The sequence below is a fragment of the Larkinella soli genome, assembly GCF_003703975.1.
GTDB lineage: Bacteria > Bacteroidota > Bacteroidia > Cytophagales > Spirosomataceae > Larkinella > Larkinella soli.
In genome coordinates this window covers 194,894-213,076 of the sequence record NZ_QTJY01000002.1, presented here as the reverse complement: position 1 = coordinate 213,076, position 18,183 = coordinate 194,894, and the positions used below count along the sequence as shown (strand labels likewise).

The window sequence follows — 18,183 nt, the reverse complement described above, 5'->3', positions numbered from 1 at the left end:
CATGGATACAGCCTATATACCAGTCCGTCAGTCGCTTTGGAGGTTTTTTCTCCTGTTTCTTTTCACCGGGTTCTTTTTCGGAGCCGCCTTTGCGCAAACCACAGGCCGTCTGACGGGCCGGGTGGTCGCCGGTGCCGGCCCCCTCTCCAGCGTCACCATTCGCCTTTCCGGCACCCGTCTCGGCACCCTAACCGACGACCAGGGTCAGTTCACCCTCGCCAACGTTCCGGCCGGAACGCACACGCTGGTCGCCAGCCGCGTGGGTTTCGTCCGGCTTCGGCAGGCCGTGACCGTTACGCCGGGCGAAACCACCCAATTGGGCGACCTGACGCTGAATGAAACCGCCGAACAGCTTCAGGAAGTGGTCATTGAAGGGAAAAACGCCTACAAAACCGACATTGCCTCCTCCAGCCTCCGGCTGAAAACCCCGCTGATCGAGGTGCCGCAGAACATCCAGATCGTGAACCGGCAATTGCTGGCCGATCAGCAGATCTTCGATATGCTGGAGGGCGTCTCGCGGAACGTGAGCGGGGTAACCAAACAGGAACATTGGGATAACTACGCCCGGCTGAACATGCGCGGTTCGCGGGTGGCACCGTTCCGGAACGGCATGAACGTGCAGTCGAGCTGGGGCCCGCTGGCCGAGGATATGTCGATGGTCGAGCGGATCGAGTTTGTCAAAGGGCCGGCGGGGTTCATGATGGCGAACGGAGAACCGAGCGGTTTTTACAACGTCGTCACCAAAAAGCCGACCGGCACCACGAAAGGGGAGGCCACACTCTCGCTGGGCAGCTTCGACACCTACCGCGCCACCACCGACCTCGACGGCAAACTCAGCGACGACGGCCGCCTGCTGTACCGGCTGAATCTGATGGGGCAGTGGAAAGGCTCGTTCCGGGATTTCGAATACAACAAGCGGTATACGATCGCCCCCGTTCTGAAGTATAAGCTCAGCGACCAGACCTCGCTGACGTTCGAATACACGTATCAGTTTTCGCAGATGTCGGCCATCGGTTCCGCCTACGTGTTCTCGGCCGACGGTTTCGCCAAAGCCCCGCGCAACGTCTCGACCGCCCCGGCCAACCTTGACCCCACCAACATCCGTGACCACAGCACCTACGTGATCCTGGAACACCAGCTCGCCGACAACTGGAAACTGACGGGCCAGCTGGCCTATTTCAACTACAACCAGATAGGCAGTTCGATGTGGGCCGATTCGGCCCGGACCGGCGGGGTTCTGTACCGCAACACCAGCATCTGGGATGCCTTCAACGAAGGCAAGTTTGCACAGGTCTTCGTGAACGGAGAGGTCGTCACCGGGTCGGTCACCCACCGCATCCTGGCCGGGCTGGACCTGGGCAGCAAGAAATACATCGCCGACTGGAACCAGTCGTTCCCGCTCTACGACAGCACGACGGTGTTCAACATCAACAATCCGAACTATTACCTGCCCGCCCGGCTGCTGCCGAACTTCGACCGCTCGCGGAGCCTTCAGAACCGGGCCGGAACGAACGTGCTGAGCCAGTCCTATTCCGGGCTCTACCTTCAGGACGAACTGCGCTTCTGGCAGGACCGCATCCGGTTGACGCTGGCCGGCCGCATCACCACCGCCCGCGACAGCCAGTACGGCGCCGGAACGGATGAGACGGTATTCACCCCCCGCGTTGGTCTCAGCGGCTCGCTGGATAAACACACCTCCCTCTACGCCCTGTATGATCAGGCGTTTGTGCCGCAGTCCGGCGTCGATGCCCGCGGCCGGGCCTTCGACCCCATCACCGGGAACAACCTCGAAGCCGGACTGAAGCGCGATTGGGCCGAAGGACGCTGGAACTCGACGGTTTCGGTCTACCAGATCACCAAAAACAACGTCCTGACCTCCGATCCGGCCAACCCGAACTACTCCATCCAACTGGGCCAGACCCGGACGAGCGGGGTGGAAGCCGACGTGCAGGGCCAGATTCTGCCGGGCATGAACCTCGTTCTCAACTACGCCTATACCGACTCGAAGATCACGAAGGATACGCAGTCGGAAAACGTCGGAACGCCCGTTCCGGGTTTTGCGAAGCACGTCACCAACGCCTGGCTTTCCTACCGGCTTGCGTCCGGCCCGCTGCAGGGCCTCGGCCTCTCGCTGGGCTACCAGGGCCAGCTTGAACGCCAGCCCTGGGGCCTGACCGCCGGCACCGCCAGCAAACTGCCGGATTATTTCCGGGCCGACGGGACCATCTCCTGGCAGAACCGGCGCTTTTCCATCGCCCTGAATGTCAATAACCTGTTCGATGCTTACCTCTATTCCGGGGCCTTTTATTCCTGGAGCAACTATTACTACTGGCAGGCTGAAGCTCCGCGCAATTTCCGCCTGAGCATGGGTGTCAGATTCTGAAACCGAGACGAGGACGATGACGGCAAAAAAGATGATCGGAAAAATTCACCTGTGGCTCGGACTGGCGTCCGGGCTGCTGGTGTTCGTGGTGGCGACGACGGGCTGCATCCTGGCCTTTGAGCGGGAAATCAAGAGCGTTCTGCGTCCTTTTCAGTATGTGGAGCCGGTCGCCGGCGGGAAAGTGCTGCCGCCCTCGCGGCTGATCGCCGGCGCCGGGCGGGCCGTACCGGGAAAACCGGCCCGGGCGGTAATCTACGGCAGCCCCGGCCAGAGTGCCGTCGTGCCGTATTACGGCGTTGCCCCTGATTATTATTACCAGGTCTACCTGAATCCGTATACCGGCAAGGTCCTTCAGGTGGTGGATGAGGAGAAGGATTTCTTCCATTTTATCCTGCACGGGCATTATTACCTCTGGCTTCCCGAACGGATCGGGCAGGTCGTGGTTTCCTACGGAACGCTGGTGTTTACACTGCTGCTCATCAGCGGCCTGGTGCTGTGGTGGCCGAAGAAATGGAACCGGTCCCAGCGTGATAAAAGCTTCAGGGTGAAGTGGAAAGCCCAGTGGCGCCGGGTCAACTACGACCTGCATAATGTTCCCGGATTTTACGCCCTGATCATTTCCCTGCTGCTGGCCCTGACCGGTATGCTGTTCGGCATTCAGTGGTTTTCGGGGGCGGTATACTGGGCCACGACCGGCGGCAAAACCCTGCCCGAATACCGGCAGCCGTATTCGGACACCACCGCCGTTTCCCGGTATACGGACCCCGTCGACCGGGTCTGGCAGCGGCTTATGGTCGGTAAGCCGGAAACCGCCGGAATTTATGTGTCCAGCCCGGAGCTGCGGTCGGAATCGATTTTCGCCTACGTCAACTACAAGCCGGGGACCTATTACCAGGCTGATTACTATTATTTCGACCAGCACAGCCTGCGCCGGATTCACACCGGCGGGCCGTATGACGGCAAATACGCCGACGCCGGTTTCGGCGACCGCCTGCGCCGGATGAACTACGACCTGCACATCGGCGCGGTGCTGGGCCTGCCCGGCAAGATTCTGGCCTTCTGCGCCAGTCTGGTCTGTGCGAGCCTTCCCGTCACCGGATTTCTGATCTGGTGGGGCCGTCGGAAGAAGACGAAAGCCGCCCGGCCCAAAACACCCGGTTCACGTAAAAAAGCGGTCACCGCCCCCTGATATGAACGAGTCCCGATCTCTCCTCGACATTGCGCGCGCCCGGCTGGAAGAACAGCTTCAGGGCCGGGGCCTGCGCCGGTCTGCCGAACGCTTTGCCATCCTGGAAGAAGTCTATTCCCGGGACGACCACTTCGACGCCGAGGACCTTTTTCAGGCCATGATCGCCAAAAATTACCACCTGAGCCGGGCGACGGTTTACAACACCCTCGACGTGCTGGCCGACTGCAATCTGGTGCTGCGCCACCGGTTCGGGGAGGACGACAAAACCCGGACCCGGTTCGAAAAATCACTGCGCCGGCAGCAGCACGGTCACCTGATCTGCACCATTTGCCACCGCGTGAAGGAATTCTGCGACCCGCGTCTGCAACTGATCAAAACCCAGGTGGGCGACGCCTTCGAATTCCAGATCGAGGCTCACTCGCTGGTATTCTACGGAGAGTGTCAGGACGGCGACTGCCGGGAGGTGGCGGAAGCCATGAAGACCAGTGAGTAGGTTGCCTTCCCCGGAACCGGGGTCCTGTCCGTCGTTCCGGTAAAAGTTCGTAGAATTGCAGCGGGTAACAGCAACCGACTATGCAGCAATTCCTTCAGAAACTGAAAACTCAGCCGGTCGTGTCCGGGACCAGCACCGGACAGGCGTTCTGGCACTCAACGGAAGAACTGATCGATACGCATTCGCCGGTGGACGGCGAACTGATGGCCCGGGTTCACCCGACGACGCGGGACGATTACGATAAGGTGGTGCAGACCGCCGAAAAAGCGTTTGCCGAATGGCGAACGATACCGGCTCCCCGGCGCGGGGAGATGGTCCGGCAGATCGGCGAGCAGTTCCGTCGCTATAAAAAGGAGCTCGGCACGCTGGTCAGCTACGAAATGGGCAAGTCGCTCCAGGAGGGGCTGGGCGAGGTCCAGGAAATCATCGACATCTGCGACTTTGCCGTCGGTCTGTCGCGGCAGCTGTACGGCCTGACGATGCAAAGCGAGCGACCGGACCACCGGATGTATGAACAATGGCATCCGCTCGGGGTGGTCGGCATCATATCGGCCTTCAACTTCCCGGTGGCGGTCTGGTCCTGGAATGCCATGATCGCCTGGGTATGCGGCAACGTCTGCATCTGGAAACCCTCCGAAAAAACACCGCTGACGGCCCTGGCCTGCCAGCAGATCATCCTGGACGTGCTGGTGCAGAACGACTTGCCGGAGGGCGTTTCCTGCCTGATCACCGGCGGAAGCGAAGCCGGCTCCTGGCTCTGCACGGACCCGCGGATCGCGCTCGTGTCGGCGACCGGTTCGACCCGCATGGGCAAGGTCGTCGCCCGGACGGTGGCCGGGCGCCTGGGGCGGTATCTGCTCGAACTCGGCGGCAATAACGCCATCATCGTCTCCTCCCATGCCGACCTGAACGTGGCGATTCCGGCCATCGTTTTCGGGGCGGTCGGGACGGCGGGGCAGCGCTGCACCTCTACCCGCCGGCTCATCATCCATGAGTCCATCTACGAGGACGTGAAACAACGGCTGGTCAGGGCGTACGGGCAGCTCAGGATCGGCAACCCGCTGGACGAAAAGGTACACGTCGGCCCGCTTATCGACCGGGATGCGGTGGCCGCCTACCAGTCGGCCCTGTTTAAAATCAAGGAGCAGGGCGGCCGGATGCTGATCGACGGTGAAGTGCTGGAAGGCCCCGGCTTCGGATCGGGCTGCTACGTGCGACCGGCCATCGCCGAAATGCCGGCCCAGACCGAGATCGTTCAGCACGAAACCTTTGCGCCGATCCTTTACCTCATGAAATACGCCACCCTGGAAGAAGCCATCGACCTGCAGAACGGTGTGCCGCAGGGTTTATCGTCCTCGATTTTTACCCTGAATCTGCGCGAGGCCGAGCAGTTTCTGTCGGCGGCCGGTTCCGACTGCGGCATCGCCAACGTCAACATCGGCACCTCGGGGGCGGAAATCGGCGGGGCGTTCGGGGGAGAGAAAGAGTCGGGCGGGGGCCGCGAATCCGGCTCCGACGCCTGGCGGGCTTATATGCGCCGTCAGACCAATACCATCAATTACGGCACGGCCCTGCCCCTGGCGCAGGGCATCAAATTTGAACTGTAGGCCCGATGCCCACCTCGACTCAGGGGTTAACATCGGTCGTTTTCCGGCCTTCCAGTTCGCGGGCCGCCCGGTAAAACCAGATGAGGTATGCGCAGCTAAGCAGAATCATACTGCCCAGGTGGAGATAATACCGGCCGTTGCTGTAGGCTTCGAGCAGAATCAGTCGGCAGGCAAACAGCAGCAGGATCAGCAGGCCGGTAAAGACCGCCGGAGCGCCGGTTTTCCGAACCAGGGCCAGAACCGTCAGGCCGTACAGGATACCGGCGAAAAGGTACAGCCTGAATACCCAGACGCTGCCGTTTTCCGAAACATAAAGCAGCGTGTGAAGCCCAAGCAGGACCAGAACCGCCCGGGAGGTCCACCAGACGGACGCACTGCCGGACAAGCCCGCCAGCCGGCCCATCCCGAGGTAAATGGGAACGGCAGTCAGGAAATGGAGGGATGTGGCCAGTTTGTCGTCGAAGTGAAGACCGACCCGTCGGGCCATCTCATGGAAAAACAGATAGAGCAGGAAGTGGATCGCTGAAAACAGCCCGGCGATCCGCAGCTCATCGGTCGGGTTTCGGAGGAGCCGGGTACTCCCGCGCACTCCCCTGAAGAACGGATTCATAAAGGTCGGTGGATAGAATGATAACCAGGCGATAAATCTACCAAAAAGACCTTGACGGCCGCCGGTCGCAAGGGCGGAATTGCCGGGAAAAGTTAGTAAGCGTGGAGAAAAAGGGAAGAAAGCCGGGAATGATTAACGGATTCCCGGCCCGGTTGCATTAGCTAAGGCTGACCCGGATGGTACCCCGGGCCACCTCGTTCGGTTGCAGGACGATCAGGCCCTGGCCGTTGTTGAAGGCGTTGACGTTGGCCGTCAGCGGCTCGATGGCGATGCTGCTGCGGCCGGGCGGGGTATACACCACGAGATAGTTGAACTTGCCCGGGCCGGTTTCCTGCCAGACGTTCAGCTGAAGGCCCAACCGGGGCGACCGCAGGACCGTGGTGGCTCCGCCTTCAGGGCTGCCCTGAACCACATACGCCGAATCCAGATTTCTTTCCCGCAACGAGATTTCTCCCCTGGAGGGGAACATTTCTTCCCCGTAGGGCAGCACGTTTTCGTCGAGCAGGATCTGTTTGGATACCGGCAGGCTGATCGTCAGCGCGTCGACCGGTTCCTGAAGCGTAAAATAGGGGTGCCAGCCGTAGGCGACCGGAGCGGGGCGTGTACCGGTGTTCTGGGATTCATACGTCACCGACAGAGAACCCGCTTCGGACAGCGTATAGGTCACCCGGAATTCAAACGGAAAAGGGTAGCCTTCATACGAGCCGTCGTGCAGGTAACGGAGGGTCAGCAAACCGGCGGTTTCGGTCATCTCCTGGTTGAACAATTCGAATGCCTGCCGGGCGACAAACCCATGGATGGCATTGTTCTGCCTGGACTCATTCATGGGAAGAGTAAAAGCCTCACCTTCAAAGGTATAGATGCCGTGTCGGATTCGGCTCGGAAAGGGGTACAGGTGCGCACCGGCGTAGGTTTCGTCGGCAATCAGGGCCTGCTGCGACTCCGGCGCCCGGATGACCTGAACCAGGTTGTCGCCGTGGGGTAAAGCCAGTTGCCGGACGATGGCCCCGTGGGCGGGAAGAATACCGACGTAGGCGCCGGTTTTTTCATTCAGGATCACATATTCGGTCAGCAGGCCGAACGGGCGGTGGAGAAGCTGGAATGCCATGAAACAGGTTGCGGTTTGTGATGGAATCACAAAGTTACATTTCGCCTTCTACCCCCAGTCCAAAAAGCGCAAAATCGTAGCGAACGGGGTCGGCCGGGTCGAATTGCCGGAGGGTTTCGGTCAGTTCGACGGCGGCTTTCCAGTCGGTCTGGGGTCGGGTCAGCAGGCCGAGTTTGCGGGCCACCCGCCCCACATGCACGTCGATGGGCATGATGAGCTGACTGGGGCGGATGCGCGTCCAGAGACCAAAGTCGACACCCCGGTCGTCGTGCCGGACCATCCACCGCAGAAACATATTCAGGCGTTTACAGGAGGAATTGCGGGCCGGGGTGGCAATGTGCTTGCGGGTCCGTTCCGGGAAAAACGGGTCGCAGCAGAACCGGTCATGAAAGGCTTCGAGCGCCGGCTGTACGTCCGGAGCCGCCGTCAGATCACCGGATTCCGGCAGAAAGGCGTCTTCGAGCGATTCGTGGTTCCGGAAATACCCGTGAAAGAAATGTAGAAAATAGAGCGCGTCGGTGGCGTTGAAGGTCCGGTGTCTGAAGGCCAGAAACCGCCTGAGGTCGGATTCCTGGTGGTTCCGCACGAAGTCATACGGCGCACCGTCCATGAGCCGGATCAGTTCGTCGGCTTTGTTCAGGATGACCGGCCGCTGCCCCCAGGCCAGCACGGCCGCCCAGAAGCCCATGATCTCGACATCCTGCCGACGGCTGAACCGGTGCGGGATGCTGATGGGATCTTTTTCGATAAATGCGGGACGGTTGTACTGCCCGGCTCGGGAGTTCAGCAGGTCGGCAAGCTCCTGCCGGGAAAAGCCGTTCGGCCGGTCAATCACGATTTACTTGATTTTGCCCCCACTCAACAGCCACACGGCCGCCTGAGAAATTCTGGAAAAGATGGAGACAATGACGGAAAACAGCGCCGTGAACAGCGCGATAATGGGATAACTGACGGTAAAAACGGCACTCCAGACCTTATAACCCGGCGTCGCCTTCATCCTCTCATCCCGTTCCCGGTGCCGCCGGGCAATCCGCTCCGCTTTAGATTCGTTCATAGTTTTAATTGTTGAGTTGTTGAATTGTTGAATAATCGAATGAAGCTCCGCAGTCCAAAATCGGCAGCGCTCATTCAGTCATTCAACAACTCTATCATTCATCAATTCAATTATTCCGCCAGATAGCTGACCTCTGCCCGAAAACGTCGGTCGGCGGGAGAAAGTTTCTCAAAGGCGCGGGCGGAGATTTTTACGATTACCTTATCGTTGATGCTCGTATCGGGCAGCCTTCCGATCACCTTCACCCAGATCGACTGCTGGTTGCGGTCGTTGCGGACCAGCACCAGCGTGCCGACGGGTGCGCTCCGGTGGAGGGCCAGGTATTTGTTCGAGTTGTCGGTTTCGTCGATGACTTCCGCCAGCCCGATTTCCGAAACCCGGCGCGCATTGGCCCCCGGGTTCGGCAGCGGGCCGGTGTCGCCCGGGCGGATGATGCGGGGTTCGGAAGGGGCGGTATTGGCGGCTTCGGCCGGTGCGCGTTCGGTCTCGGCAGGCCGTTCGGCTTCTTCCTTCTCGCGGGCCGGGAGCGTGCGTGGGGGCGCCGGCCGCTCGGTTTTGGGCGAGTCCGAACGGGAAGGCCGGGCGGTTTCGGAGGGCGGGTCGGAGCGGTGGGCGGTTTCGGTCGGTTTGGCCAGCGGGGCCGTGGGTTTGGCGAGCGGCTCGCGTACCCGCCACGCCTTTTCGGAAACGATCAGCGCCTGCCCGCTGACGATATGATCCATGGAAAGGTTGTTCCACTTGCGAATGTCGTCCTGCGACACGCCGTAGCGGACGGCAAGGCTATAGAGGGTCTGGCCGGGTTCCACCTGGTGGATGCCGCTGTTGGCTTCCCGGACGGTTTCCGCCCTCACTTCTCGTTCTTCCCGCTTCTGTTCCTTTTCTTCTTTTTTAATGGCTTTGGTAACGGCTTTTTCTTCCTTCCGCGACAGGTTGGTCACCGGCACCCGGACGACCTGATCGTAGCGGACATTGTCGGTCATCCCCGGATTGGCGTCACGGATGGCCTGCACCGGGGCGCCGTATTTCCGGACGAGGGAAAACAGGGTCTGCCCCTGTTCGACGCGGTGGAGCACGTAGAGCCGGCCGTCTTTTTTCTCCATGCCGAGGGAGTCCGGGAGCAGGGGGTGGGCTTTGGAAATAAAACTGGTCAGGAGACCAGCGAGAATTACCGACATCAGTCGCTTCATGGCGTATGCTTCAGATAATAACTGCGTATACAGGATTGGGATTGCTGGAAAATAATCTGGTCGTGCCAGATGCAGAAATTTCCGCTGCTTTCGGACGGCGGATTCTGAGTCCCGGAGGTGGTCCGGGCCGGGTCGGTAAAAGGGGCGGTCCGCTGGTGCAACCAGATCGTTTGTTGGCGGTCGGTAATCAACAGATACGAGCGTAACTGATGGTTATTTTCGTGAAAATAATACGAAATAATAATTTTATCGGCAACTTCCAGGTAATCTATTATTCCGAAGGGTGAGTGTTCGGTCAGTTTTTTAACGAACCGATCGATCACCGGCCGGTACACGTTGGATTCCGTGTAAGAAACGGGAAACCGGAGTCCGGAATTGTCGTTTTCCGGGAAATTTACGGGGGCTTCCACCGGCGACCCATCCGACAGCCGGAAGCCCACCACCGGCATCAGCCCGGTATCGGTCACGGACGTACGTCGGGCGCGGACGGTTTCCGCATCGGCCCCGACCAGAATGTGCCCCGGCCACTCCCACAGCGGTTTTCCGGTCCGGAGGTCGAGGGCCCCGATGGCGGTCGGGACGGGCAGCCGGCTGTTGTCGAACCGGTGGTAGAGACCCAGGCCGTTCCGGACGGCCTGCAGTGAGGCATGGAAAGGAAGTTCGGCTTTTACCTCGGCCACCGGACGGCCTTCGGGCAGGTCCAGCGTGGAGAGAAAAAGCGCCGGATCGGTGCCGTTCCGAAGTTCGGCGGTGACCTGCCCGCCGGCCGGACCCGACGGCCCGAAAACCAGCCGCCAGATCGGAAAGGGAAAACAATGCTCGAAAGCAGGTGTCAAACCGGGCATATCGTGTATTCGTTAAGAGACTGTATCTTGCGCCAAAATTAGCAGAACCAGCCATGCAGATTCTTGGAATTATCCCGGCCCGCTATGCATCGACTCGTTTTCATGCCAAAGCGCTGGCCGGGATTGCCGGAAAATCGATGATCCGGCGGGTGGTGGAACAGTCGCGGAAGGCGACCGCCCTCAGCCGGGTGATCGTCGCCACCGACCACGAAGCCATCGCCGACCATGTCCGGTCGTTCGGGGGTGAGGTGGTGATGACCTCGGCCGACCACCGCAGCGGAACCGACCGCTGTTTCGAAGCCCTCGAACAGGTGGGCGGTTCGGTCGACTACGTCATCAACATCCAGGGCGACGAGCCGTTCATCAAACCCGAACAGATTGACCTGCTGGCCTCGGCCCTCGACGGAAAAACCGCCCTGGCGACGCTGGTCAAACCCATCACCGACCCCGCCCTGCTGACCAGCACCTCCACCCCGAAGGTGGTTTTGAACGACCTTTCGGAAGCGCTGTATTTCAGCCGGCAGACCATCCCGTATCTGCGGGACGTTCCTACGGAGAACTGGCTGGAACACCATACCTTCTACAAACACATCGGAATCTATGCCTACCGGTCCGACGTGCTCGGAAAAATTACCCGCCTGCCGCCCTCCCTGCTGGAAAAAGCCGAAGCGCTGGAGCAGCTGCGCTGGCTGGAAAACGGTTACCGCATCAAATGCGTAGTCACCGACATGGACAGCTACGGGATCGACACGCCCGAAGACCTCGAACGGCTGCTGGAACGGCACCGCGCGGACGGAACCCTCTGGCCCGAGTCCTGAAACCGGCCCGCATTCCGGACTAAGTTTTCCGTTTGAAATCCCCGCATGAAAAAGGCGTTATTCTTCCTTTTATCCCTTTCCCTGTCGGCCACGGCCCAGACGCCGGACCGGCCGCTGTCCACTGCCCAACCTCCGGCGCCGGTTTCACCAGCGGTTTTCGAAGATGCCGTGGCTGAATGGTGGCAGCATCCCATCGCCGTTTCCCTCCGGATCCCCTATCCCCGAACGGTGGCGGGGGCCATTGCCCGGAACGGCGATATTCTGGCCTGCGAATACGCTCAGGAGACCGGTAAGGTCAGGCGAACGGTCGTCGGACGGGCCATCGTCGACGATCACTGCTGTCCCGCGTTGTGGGCGGCCGACGGGCGACGGGCCGTCGTGGCCTGGACGAACCACAACGCCGACCGGCTCATCCGGCTTCGGGTGGGCGGTCGCTCGGGGGATACCGGCGAATGGGAGCCGGAAACCTCCATCGACCTCGGCGCCCCGGCTTCCTACACCCAGCTGCACCGGCTGAGGGCCGAAAGCGACACCGCGCAGGACACCTTCCTGGTTTTCAGCCGCTCGGGCAACAGCAACTGGGGCATAACGACCTTTCGGGTCGATCAGGCCACCGGCCGGCTGGAGGTGACCCGACCCTTCCGCGTGATTTTCAACGGAAACGGGAAGCAGGCTTATCTCAGCACCGCCGACGCCTACCCGACGACCGGAAACCAGGTCATCCGGGTCTGCACCTCGTTCAATCCGGCCGCGCAGGCCCATGACCTGCATTACTTCGAGATCGACGCAGTGACGGGTGAGGTCCGATCCCCGGTGACACCGGGTCTTTCCGGCAATATCTTTACGTCGGTCGGAATGCCGGTTTCGGAGGCTGCCCTGACGCCCTTGCTGGCCGGGGTGCCGGGCGAATCGAGAAGGCTGTTCTATGTACGGTCGGGACCGCTGCCGCCGGCCGTGGCTTACGCCGACTGGTCGGTTTCGTCACCGGATTCGGCCACCTACAAGCTGCTGCGGTTCGATCCGGAAAAGGCGGTCTGGGTGTCTGAAAGCTTCGGTCTGGCCGGGCCGCGGATCGGCTATAAACCGGAGGCCAATTACCTGCCCGGCATGGCCTTTCCGACCCCGGCGTATGAGGAGGTGTTTTACCTGGCCCGGCGCAGGTCGGACAACACCGCCACGACCCTGGAACGGTATGAAAAACCAGCGGGAGATTCCGCCTACCGGCAGACCGTTCTGACCGCTTCCGACCGGAAACTGGCTCGTCCGTATCCACCCGTCGGGGGTGGGCCGATCCGGCTTTTTTATACCGAATTTAGCACGTATGGCGCTGATTATACGGATTTTAGTGGGTCGATGAAGCCGGTTACCGAGTAAATGAGAACTCATAAAAACTGTTAAAATCGAACCGCACAAACAGTTTAGGGCGTTATCGGTTTGAAGAAAAGATAGTCCGTAGTTATTACATTCTTAAAATAGACCACCATGCAGAATTATTCCATCCTGTGGGCCGATGACGAAATCGACCTGCTGAAGCCGCATATTTTGTTCCTGAAAAACAAAGGCTACGCGGTCACGCCCGTCAATAGCGGGGCCGATGCGCTGGAGAAAGTGGAACAGGAGAAATACGACCTGGTTTTCCTGGACGAGATGATGCCGGGAATGACCGGGCTCGAAACGCTTCAGCAGATCAAGCAGATGCGGCCGAACCTCCCCGTGGTGATGATCACTAAGAGCGAGGAGGAACACATCATGGAAGAAGCCATCGGGTCCAAGATCGCCGACTATCTGATTAAACCGCTGAACCCGAACCAGATTCTGCTCTCGGTCAAGAAAATTCTGGACAACAAGCGACTCGTGACGGAACGAACCAACCTGGGCTACCAGCAGGACTTCCGCAACCTGTCGATGCAATACAACGACCGCATCGATTTCGAGGAGTGGGCGGATATTTATAAACGGCTCATTTTCTGGGAGCTGGAGCTGGACGGCGCTCAGGACCGCAGCATGGTCGAGGTTTTCAACATGCAGAAAAGCGAGGCTAATGCCACCTTCTGCAAGTTCGTGGTGGACAATTACGAAGACTGGCTCAACGACCCCAAAGCCGACAAGCCGCTGATGTCGCATCAGCTGATGCGGAAGAAGGTGTTCCCGCTGGTGGAGCAGAACAACCCGCTGTTTTTCATCCTGGTCGACAACCTGCGCTATGACCAGTGGAAGGTGATCGAACCGGTGCTGACGGAGTTTTTCGCCGTGGAGGAAGAGTCGTCATACTACTCGATTCTGCCGACGACTACCGCCTTTGCCCGGAACGCCATCTTCTCGGGGATGCTGCCCAGCGAGATGGAGAAAAACCACCCGGACCTTTGGGTGAACGACGAAAACGACGAGGAAGGGCTGAACAATAACGAAGACCAGTTTCTGAAGCGGCAGATCGAACGGAGCCGGCTGAACATCCGCTCCTCGTACAACAAGATCCTGAATATCAACCAAGGTAAACAACTCGTCGATAACTTCAGCAACCTGATGCAAAACGATCTGAACGTGATCGTTTACAACTTTGTCGATATGCTTTCCCACGCCCGGACGGACATGGCGATGATCAAGGAACTGGCCCCCGATGAGGCCGCCTACCGGTCGATCACGCGCTCCTGGTTCAACCACTCCCCGCTGCTGGAGCTGGTCCGGAAGATCGCCGAGAAAGGCGGCCGGCTGATCATCACCACCGACCACGGCATGATCCGGGTGCAGAAACCCGCCAAGATCGTCGGCTACCGCGAAACCAACACCAACCTGCGCTACAAACAGGGCAAGAACCTGGGCTTCGACGAAAACCACCTGTTCGTCTGCCGGAAGCCGGAACGGTTCTTCCTGCCCCGGATCAACGTTTCGACGGCCTACGTTTTTACTATGGAGGATTATTTCTTCGCGTATCCCAATAACTATAATTACTACGTGAACTATTACCGGGATACGTTCCAGCACGGGGGCGTTTCGCTCGAAGAAATGGTGATTCCGTTCGTCTATATGCGGGCGAAATAAAGCCGGAAAACGAGAAAGCCGGAACCGTCTCAACTGAACGGGTTCCGGCTTTTTCGTTGATGTCCTCCTAAAGTCCCTGCTCGGTAACTTTGCCGTCTTCGACGCGCAGGATGCGGGCAGGGTATTTCCGCAGAAAATCGTAGTTGTGGGTAGCCATCAGGATGGCGGTGCCGGAGTTGTTGATGGTCTGGAACACCTGCATAATCTGTTCACCTACGGCCGGGTCGAGGTTTCCGGTCGGTTCATCGGCGATCAGGATCATCGGTTCGTTCAGCATGGCCCGGGCCACCACGACGCGCTGCTGCTCTCCCCCTGAAAGCTGGTGGGGCATTTTTTTATGGAGGGTTCCCAGACCTACCTGCATCAGGACCTCGGAGATGCGGTTTTTCATCTTGGTCTGGTCTTTCCAGCCGGTGGCCTTCAGTACGAACCGCAGGTTTTCCTCGACATTCCGGTCCATGAACAGCTGAAAGTCCTGAAAGACGATCCCGATTTTCCGGCGGAGGTAGGGCACGTCTTTGGGTTTGAGTTTTTCGAGCGCAAAACCGGCGACCCGCCCGGACCCCGACTGGAGCCAGAGGTCGGCGTAAAGGGTTTTGAGCAGTGAACTCTTGCCGCTTCCCGTCCGGCCGATCAGGAACACAAAATCTTCCTTATTGATGTCAAACGTCACATCGGCCAGCACGATCCGACCTCCCTGGTAGATGTCGGCCTGGCTCAGTGACAGAACGGGTTCGTTCGTGAACATATCGGCTTATTTCGTTCCGGCTTTCTTGTGGTCGGCCAGGAATTTGGCCAGTCCGATGTCGGTCAGCGGGTGGTTGAAGAGAGCCGTGATGGCGCTCAGCGGGCCGGTCATGACGTCGGCCCCCAGCTCGGCGCACTGGATGATGTGCATCGGGTGGCGAATCGACGCGGCCAGTACCTGGGTGGCATAGCCGTAATTCCGGTAAATGGTGACGATCTGCTCGATGAGGGCAACGCCGTCGACGGAAACGTCGTCGAGACGGCCTACGAACGGCGACACGTAGGTAGCCCCGGCTTTGGCCGCCAGCAGCGCCTGACCGGCCGAAAAGACCAGCGTGCAGTTCGTTTTGATGCCTTTTTCGGAGAAATAATTGATGGCTTTGATACCTTCCCGGATCATCGGAACCTTCACGACGATCTTGTCGTCGATCTCGGCCAGTTCCTCGCCTTCCCGAACCATCTCGTCGAAGGTGGTGGCGATGACTTCGGCGCTGACGTCGCCGTCGACGATGTCACAGATGGCCTTATAATGCCGAAATACGCCTTCTTTTCCGGTAATTCCTTCCTTCGCCATCAGGGAGGGGTTGGTGGTCACGCCATCCAGAACGCCCAGGTCCTGCGCTTCGCGGATGTCGTTGAGGTTGGCGGTATCGATGAAGAATTTCATTTAGAAAGATGGGGTGATTACACAAATGAATGGATCCGAATCCTCTGCCTCAAAAATAAGCAGCGGATCAGGAATATCCCGAAACTCCGCCGGTATAAAATAAAAAATGGCAAACCGACATCTCACCGCTACGACCGCCTACCCTTGCTTCGGTCAAGACCTGGGGGATTCAGCAGGAGCTGGTAGTGCCTGTTTGCCGCTGCGAAATTATGGATTTGTGAAGGAAAATAAAAACGGGGGGCCTACTTTTGTGGAGTTTTCACGTAACGAGTATGAATAAGTTGACGATAAATGCAAAGGGGGCAGGACCTTACGCGGTTTTACCGGTGAGGGAATCCCTGACCGTTTTTTTCAAACTGATTCTTTTCAGCCTACTGTTTATTCAGGCCTGTACTTCTTCGGAGGAAAGCCTGGAGCAGGGGCGGGGCCTGATGCGGCAGGGCAAATTCCGGGAGGCCATCCAGTCGCTGAACGCAGCCGTGGAGGCCGATGCCGGCAATTTCGAAGCCTTCAATAGCCGGGGGGTGGCTTATTTCGAACTGAAGGAATACCCCAACGCGCTGCTCGATTATGAGCAGGCGCTCAAACTGAACCCGGAATTCTACAAGCCGTATTACAACCGCGCCAAGCTGAAAACCGCGAAAGGAGACACGGAAGGCGCTCTGAAGGATTTTGCCGAAGCCATCCGCCGGGCGCCCGACACCTCGGACATCTACCTCGACCGGGGCCAGCTTTTCGCTACTTCCGGCAACCTCGTGTCGGCCCTGTCCGACTTCGACAAGGCGATCCGGCTGAACCCCAAAAACGCCCTCGCCCTGTTCAATCGCGGCAACATCCGGTTCCAGCAGGAAGAATACGAACAGGCACTGACCGACTTCACCCAAACGGTCCGGCTGGATCCGCGTTTCGGCAAGGCCTTCAACGCGATGGGCGTCACGCAGATCATGATGGACCGGCGGGAAGACGGCTGTCTGAGTCTGAAACAGGCTCTGAAGCTCGGCTACGGTGAGGCCGAAGCGTATATTCAGGAATACTGCGGGAAATAGCGTCATATCGGGAATATACGTAACTTCCGGAGCGTGCTGAATTCAACTAAACCCAGGACCGTCATGCGTAGAACCCTTTCCATTGTTTTTGCCCTGCTTTTTATTCTTTTTGCGGCCTTTCAATACAACGACCCGGACCCGGAGGTCTGGATTCCGATCTATCTGTTCGGGGCCGCAGCCAGCTTCATGGCCTATGTCGGCATGGGCCGCCCCTGGTTTTTTGCCGCCATGGGGCTGGTGTACCTTGTGGCCGCCGTCTACTGGTGGCCGCCGGTTTTTGAAGGCTTTCTGCTGGACGAAATGAGCATGAAAACGGTCAACATCGAACTGGCCCGGGAGTCGGGCGGTCTGGCGATCTGCGCAGCGGCCATGTTTACGCTCGCGTTCCTGATGCGGAACGTGGTCCCGGCGGGCCGGCGGAGGTTGTAGACACTCCTCAAATAAAGGTATGAACGATGGAGGAAAAATTTACGAGGGCATGAAGTAAAAAACTCCAAAGAATCCGTTTCGTAACCGCATTATGCTTAAGATGATCCCAAAAAGGATTTGAGGAAAGACATATAACGGATACAAATACAGTAGCTGACTTTGTAAAGGAGAGAAGTTAAAAATATGAACTCCTCCAAATAATGCGGATGACAAAATAATTACTATCAACCGAGGATCGATTTCATTAAGACCAGGGTAGAGTCTTTTCCATGTCCGGATCAACAAAATAAAAATAAGTAAGCTTGTAAAAAGTCTTAGTAAATAGAAATTTAAATCATCTACTTTCCAGACAGGACCGGTGAGAAAGAAAAACAAAATTGCCCCTGAAAGGGCAACATGGTATTTCTTTAAGGAAAGCATCAGCCGGAAAGCTAATTCTTCAATTAGTGGTGCACCTATGGAAATAATAAAAATTCCATAGGTGCGACCATAATACTGGTAAGTCTCCTTCGTGGTGATTCTAGATTTTAAGATCGAATCCCGATGAAACAAATCGGTGAGGCATAAATCCAGTATAGATAAGGCAATTACGATCAGGATCGTTAGGGAGAAGTGCAAAATGAGGCATATAATCAGTTCTTTAAGCTTCCTAAGCGTACCTTCTTCCGAAGATTTCAGGTCGTTGGAAACAGTCAGAAAATCTGGAATTCTCATGGTCTGATTTCTCCCGTTATCAAATCACCTAAGGGATCGTTTACCTTTTTAAGCCCTGAACAAAGGGCTTCGGTATCCTCCCTGAATCGTTTGAAGTTCTTCGAGGGTCAGGTCTTTCAGACTCATAGAAAAAGTCAAGTCTTCTTCCTTAGAAAGAATTTGTTTTGGGATAATGGAAATCATAAAAATAGACAAGTCTTTTCATTGTTTGCACAATAAAAATAAAAAGTATTTGAATTTTCCGCTC

Annotated in this window: 18 protein-coding genes; 9 read left to right on the top strand and 9 right to left on the bottom strand. The window is 58.0% G+C overall.

All coding sequences use genetic code 11. The features are described 5' to 3' along the window. Position 1: 1 nt before the first annotated feature. From DX909_RS07145 to amaB, 4 genes are all read left to right on the top strand, one after another. Positions 2–2,383 (top strand): TonB-dependent receptor, encoded by a 2,382-nt coding sequence (locus DX909_RS07145; RefSeq protein ID WP_128544462.1) that lies wholly within the window; start codon positions 2–4, stop codon positions 2,381–2,383. A gap of 16 nt (positions 2,384–2,399) precedes the next feature. Next, complete coding sequence (locus tag DX909_RS07140) at positions 2,400–3,572, top strand: PepSY-associated TM helix domain-containing protein (protein WP_128544461.1); 1,173 nt, start codon at positions 2,400–2,402, stop codon at positions 3,570–3,572. A gap of 1 nt (position 3,573) precedes the next feature. Continuing rightward, positions 3,574–4,065, top strand: coding sequence for a Fur family transcriptional regulator (locus DX909_RS07135; protein WP_128544460.1), 492 nt, complete (start codon positions 3,574–3,576; stop codon positions 4,063–4,065). Positions 4,066–4,145: 80 nt separating this feature from the next. Beyond that, on the top strand, positions 4,146–5,672 hold the full coding sequence (amaB, locus tag DX909_RS07130; RefSeq protein ID WP_128544459.1) for an L-piperidine-6-carboxylate dehydrogenase: 1,527 nt from the start codon (positions 4,146–4,148) through the stop codon (positions 5,670–5,672). Between the two features lie 19 nt (positions 5,673–5,691). Here the strand turns inward: amaB and DX909_RS07125 are convergent, their stop codons facing one another. From DX909_RS07125 to DX909_RS07100, 6 genes are all read right to left on the bottom strand, one after another. Further along, positions 5,692–6,282, bottom strand: a complete 591-nt coding sequence (locus tag DX909_RS07125; RefSeq protein ID WP_128544458.1) for a hypothetical protein — start codon at positions 6,280–6,282, stop codon at positions 5,692–5,694. Positions 6,283–6,439: 157 nt separating this feature from the next. Then, positions 6,440–7,390, bottom strand: coding sequence for an aldose 1-epimerase (locus DX909_RS07120; protein WP_128544457.1), 951 nt, complete (start codon positions 7,388–7,390; stop codon positions 6,440–6,442). A 34-nt stretch (positions 7,391–7,424) separates the two neighbouring features. Beyond that, positions 7,425–8,225, bottom strand: a complete 801-nt coding sequence (locus DX909_RS07115) for a TIGR02757 family protein (protein ID WP_229310977.1) — start codon at positions 8,223–8,225, stop codon at positions 7,425–7,427. A gap of 3 nt (positions 8,226–8,228) precedes the next feature. Next, positions 8,229–8,444, bottom strand: coding sequence for a hypothetical protein (locus tag DX909_RS07110; protein WP_128544456.1), 216 nt, complete (start codon positions 8,442–8,444; stop codon positions 8,229–8,231). Positions 8,445–8,554: 110 nt separating this feature from the next. Then, a complete protein-coding gene (locus DX909_RS07105; RefSeq protein ID WP_229310976.1) occupies positions 8,555–9,631 on the bottom strand; it encodes a LysM peptidoglycan-binding domain-containing protein in 1,077 nt (358 codons plus the stop codon). Further along, complete coding sequence (locus tag DX909_RS07100) at positions 9,628–10,476, bottom strand: hypothetical protein (protein ID WP_128544455.1); 849 nt, start codon at positions 10,474–10,476, stop codon at positions 9,628–9,630. Before DX909_RS07100 ends, DX909_RS07105 begins: the two co-directional genes overlap by 4 nt. Before the next feature lie 53 nt (positions 10,477–10,529). Between DX909_RS07100 and kdsB the strand changes: the two genes are divergently transcribed. From kdsB to porX, 3 genes are all read left to right on the top strand, one after another. Continuing rightward, complete coding sequence (kdsB, locus tag DX909_RS07095) at positions 10,530–11,294, top strand: 3-deoxy-manno-octulosonate cytidylyltransferase (RefSeq protein WP_128544454.1); 765 nt, start codon at positions 10,530–10,532, stop codon at positions 11,292–11,294. A 45-nt stretch (positions 11,295–11,339) separates the two neighbouring features. Further along, positions 11,340–12,668, top strand: coding sequence for a hypothetical protein (locus DX909_RS07090; protein ID WP_128544453.1), 1,329 nt, complete (start codon positions 11,340–11,342; stop codon positions 12,666–12,668). Between the two features lie 108 nt (positions 12,669–12,776). Then, on the top strand, positions 12,777–14,333 hold the full coding sequence (porX, locus tag DX909_RS07085) for a T9SS response regulator signal transducer PorX (protein WP_128544452.1): 1,557 nt from the start codon (positions 12,777–12,779) through the stop codon (positions 14,331–14,333). A gap of 67 nt (positions 14,334–14,400) precedes the next feature. On the opposite strand, the gene DX909_RS07080 is transcribed toward porX, so the two are convergent. Further along, complete coding sequence (locus tag DX909_RS07080; RefSeq protein ID WP_128544451.1) at positions 14,401–15,081, bottom strand: cell division ATP-binding protein FtsE; 681 nt, start codon at positions 15,079–15,081, stop codon at positions 14,401–14,403. Positions 15,082–15,087: 6 nt separating this feature from the next. Further along, on the bottom strand, positions 15,088–15,747 hold the full coding sequence (fsa, locus tag DX909_RS07075; protein ID WP_128544450.1) for a fructose-6-phosphate aldolase: 660 nt from the start codon (positions 15,745–15,747) through the stop codon (positions 15,088–15,090). Positions 15,748–16,073: 326 nt separating this feature from the next. On the opposite strand from fsa, the gene DX909_RS07070 reads away from it, so the two are divergent. Beyond that, on the top strand, positions 16,074–16,793 hold the full coding sequence (locus tag DX909_RS07070; protein WP_229310975.1) for a tetratricopeptide repeat protein: 720 nt from the start codon (positions 16,074–16,076) through the stop codon (positions 16,791–16,793). A 63-nt stretch (positions 16,794–16,856) separates the two neighbouring features. After that, on the top strand, positions 16,857–17,222 hold the full coding sequence (locus DX909_RS07065) for a transmembrane 220 family protein (RefSeq protein WP_128544448.1): 366 nt from the start codon (positions 16,857–16,859) through the stop codon (positions 17,220–17,222). 39 nt (positions 17,223–17,261) lie between these two features. On the opposite strand, the gene DX909_RS07060 is transcribed toward DX909_RS07065, so the two are convergent. Then, positions 17,262–17,936: a CPBP family glutamic-type intramembrane protease gene (locus tag DX909_RS07060; protein ID WP_128544447.1), complete on the bottom strand. Its 675-nt coding sequence runs from the start codon at positions 17,934–17,936 to the stop codon at positions 17,262–17,264. Positions 17,937–18,183 lie beyond the last annotated feature (247 nt).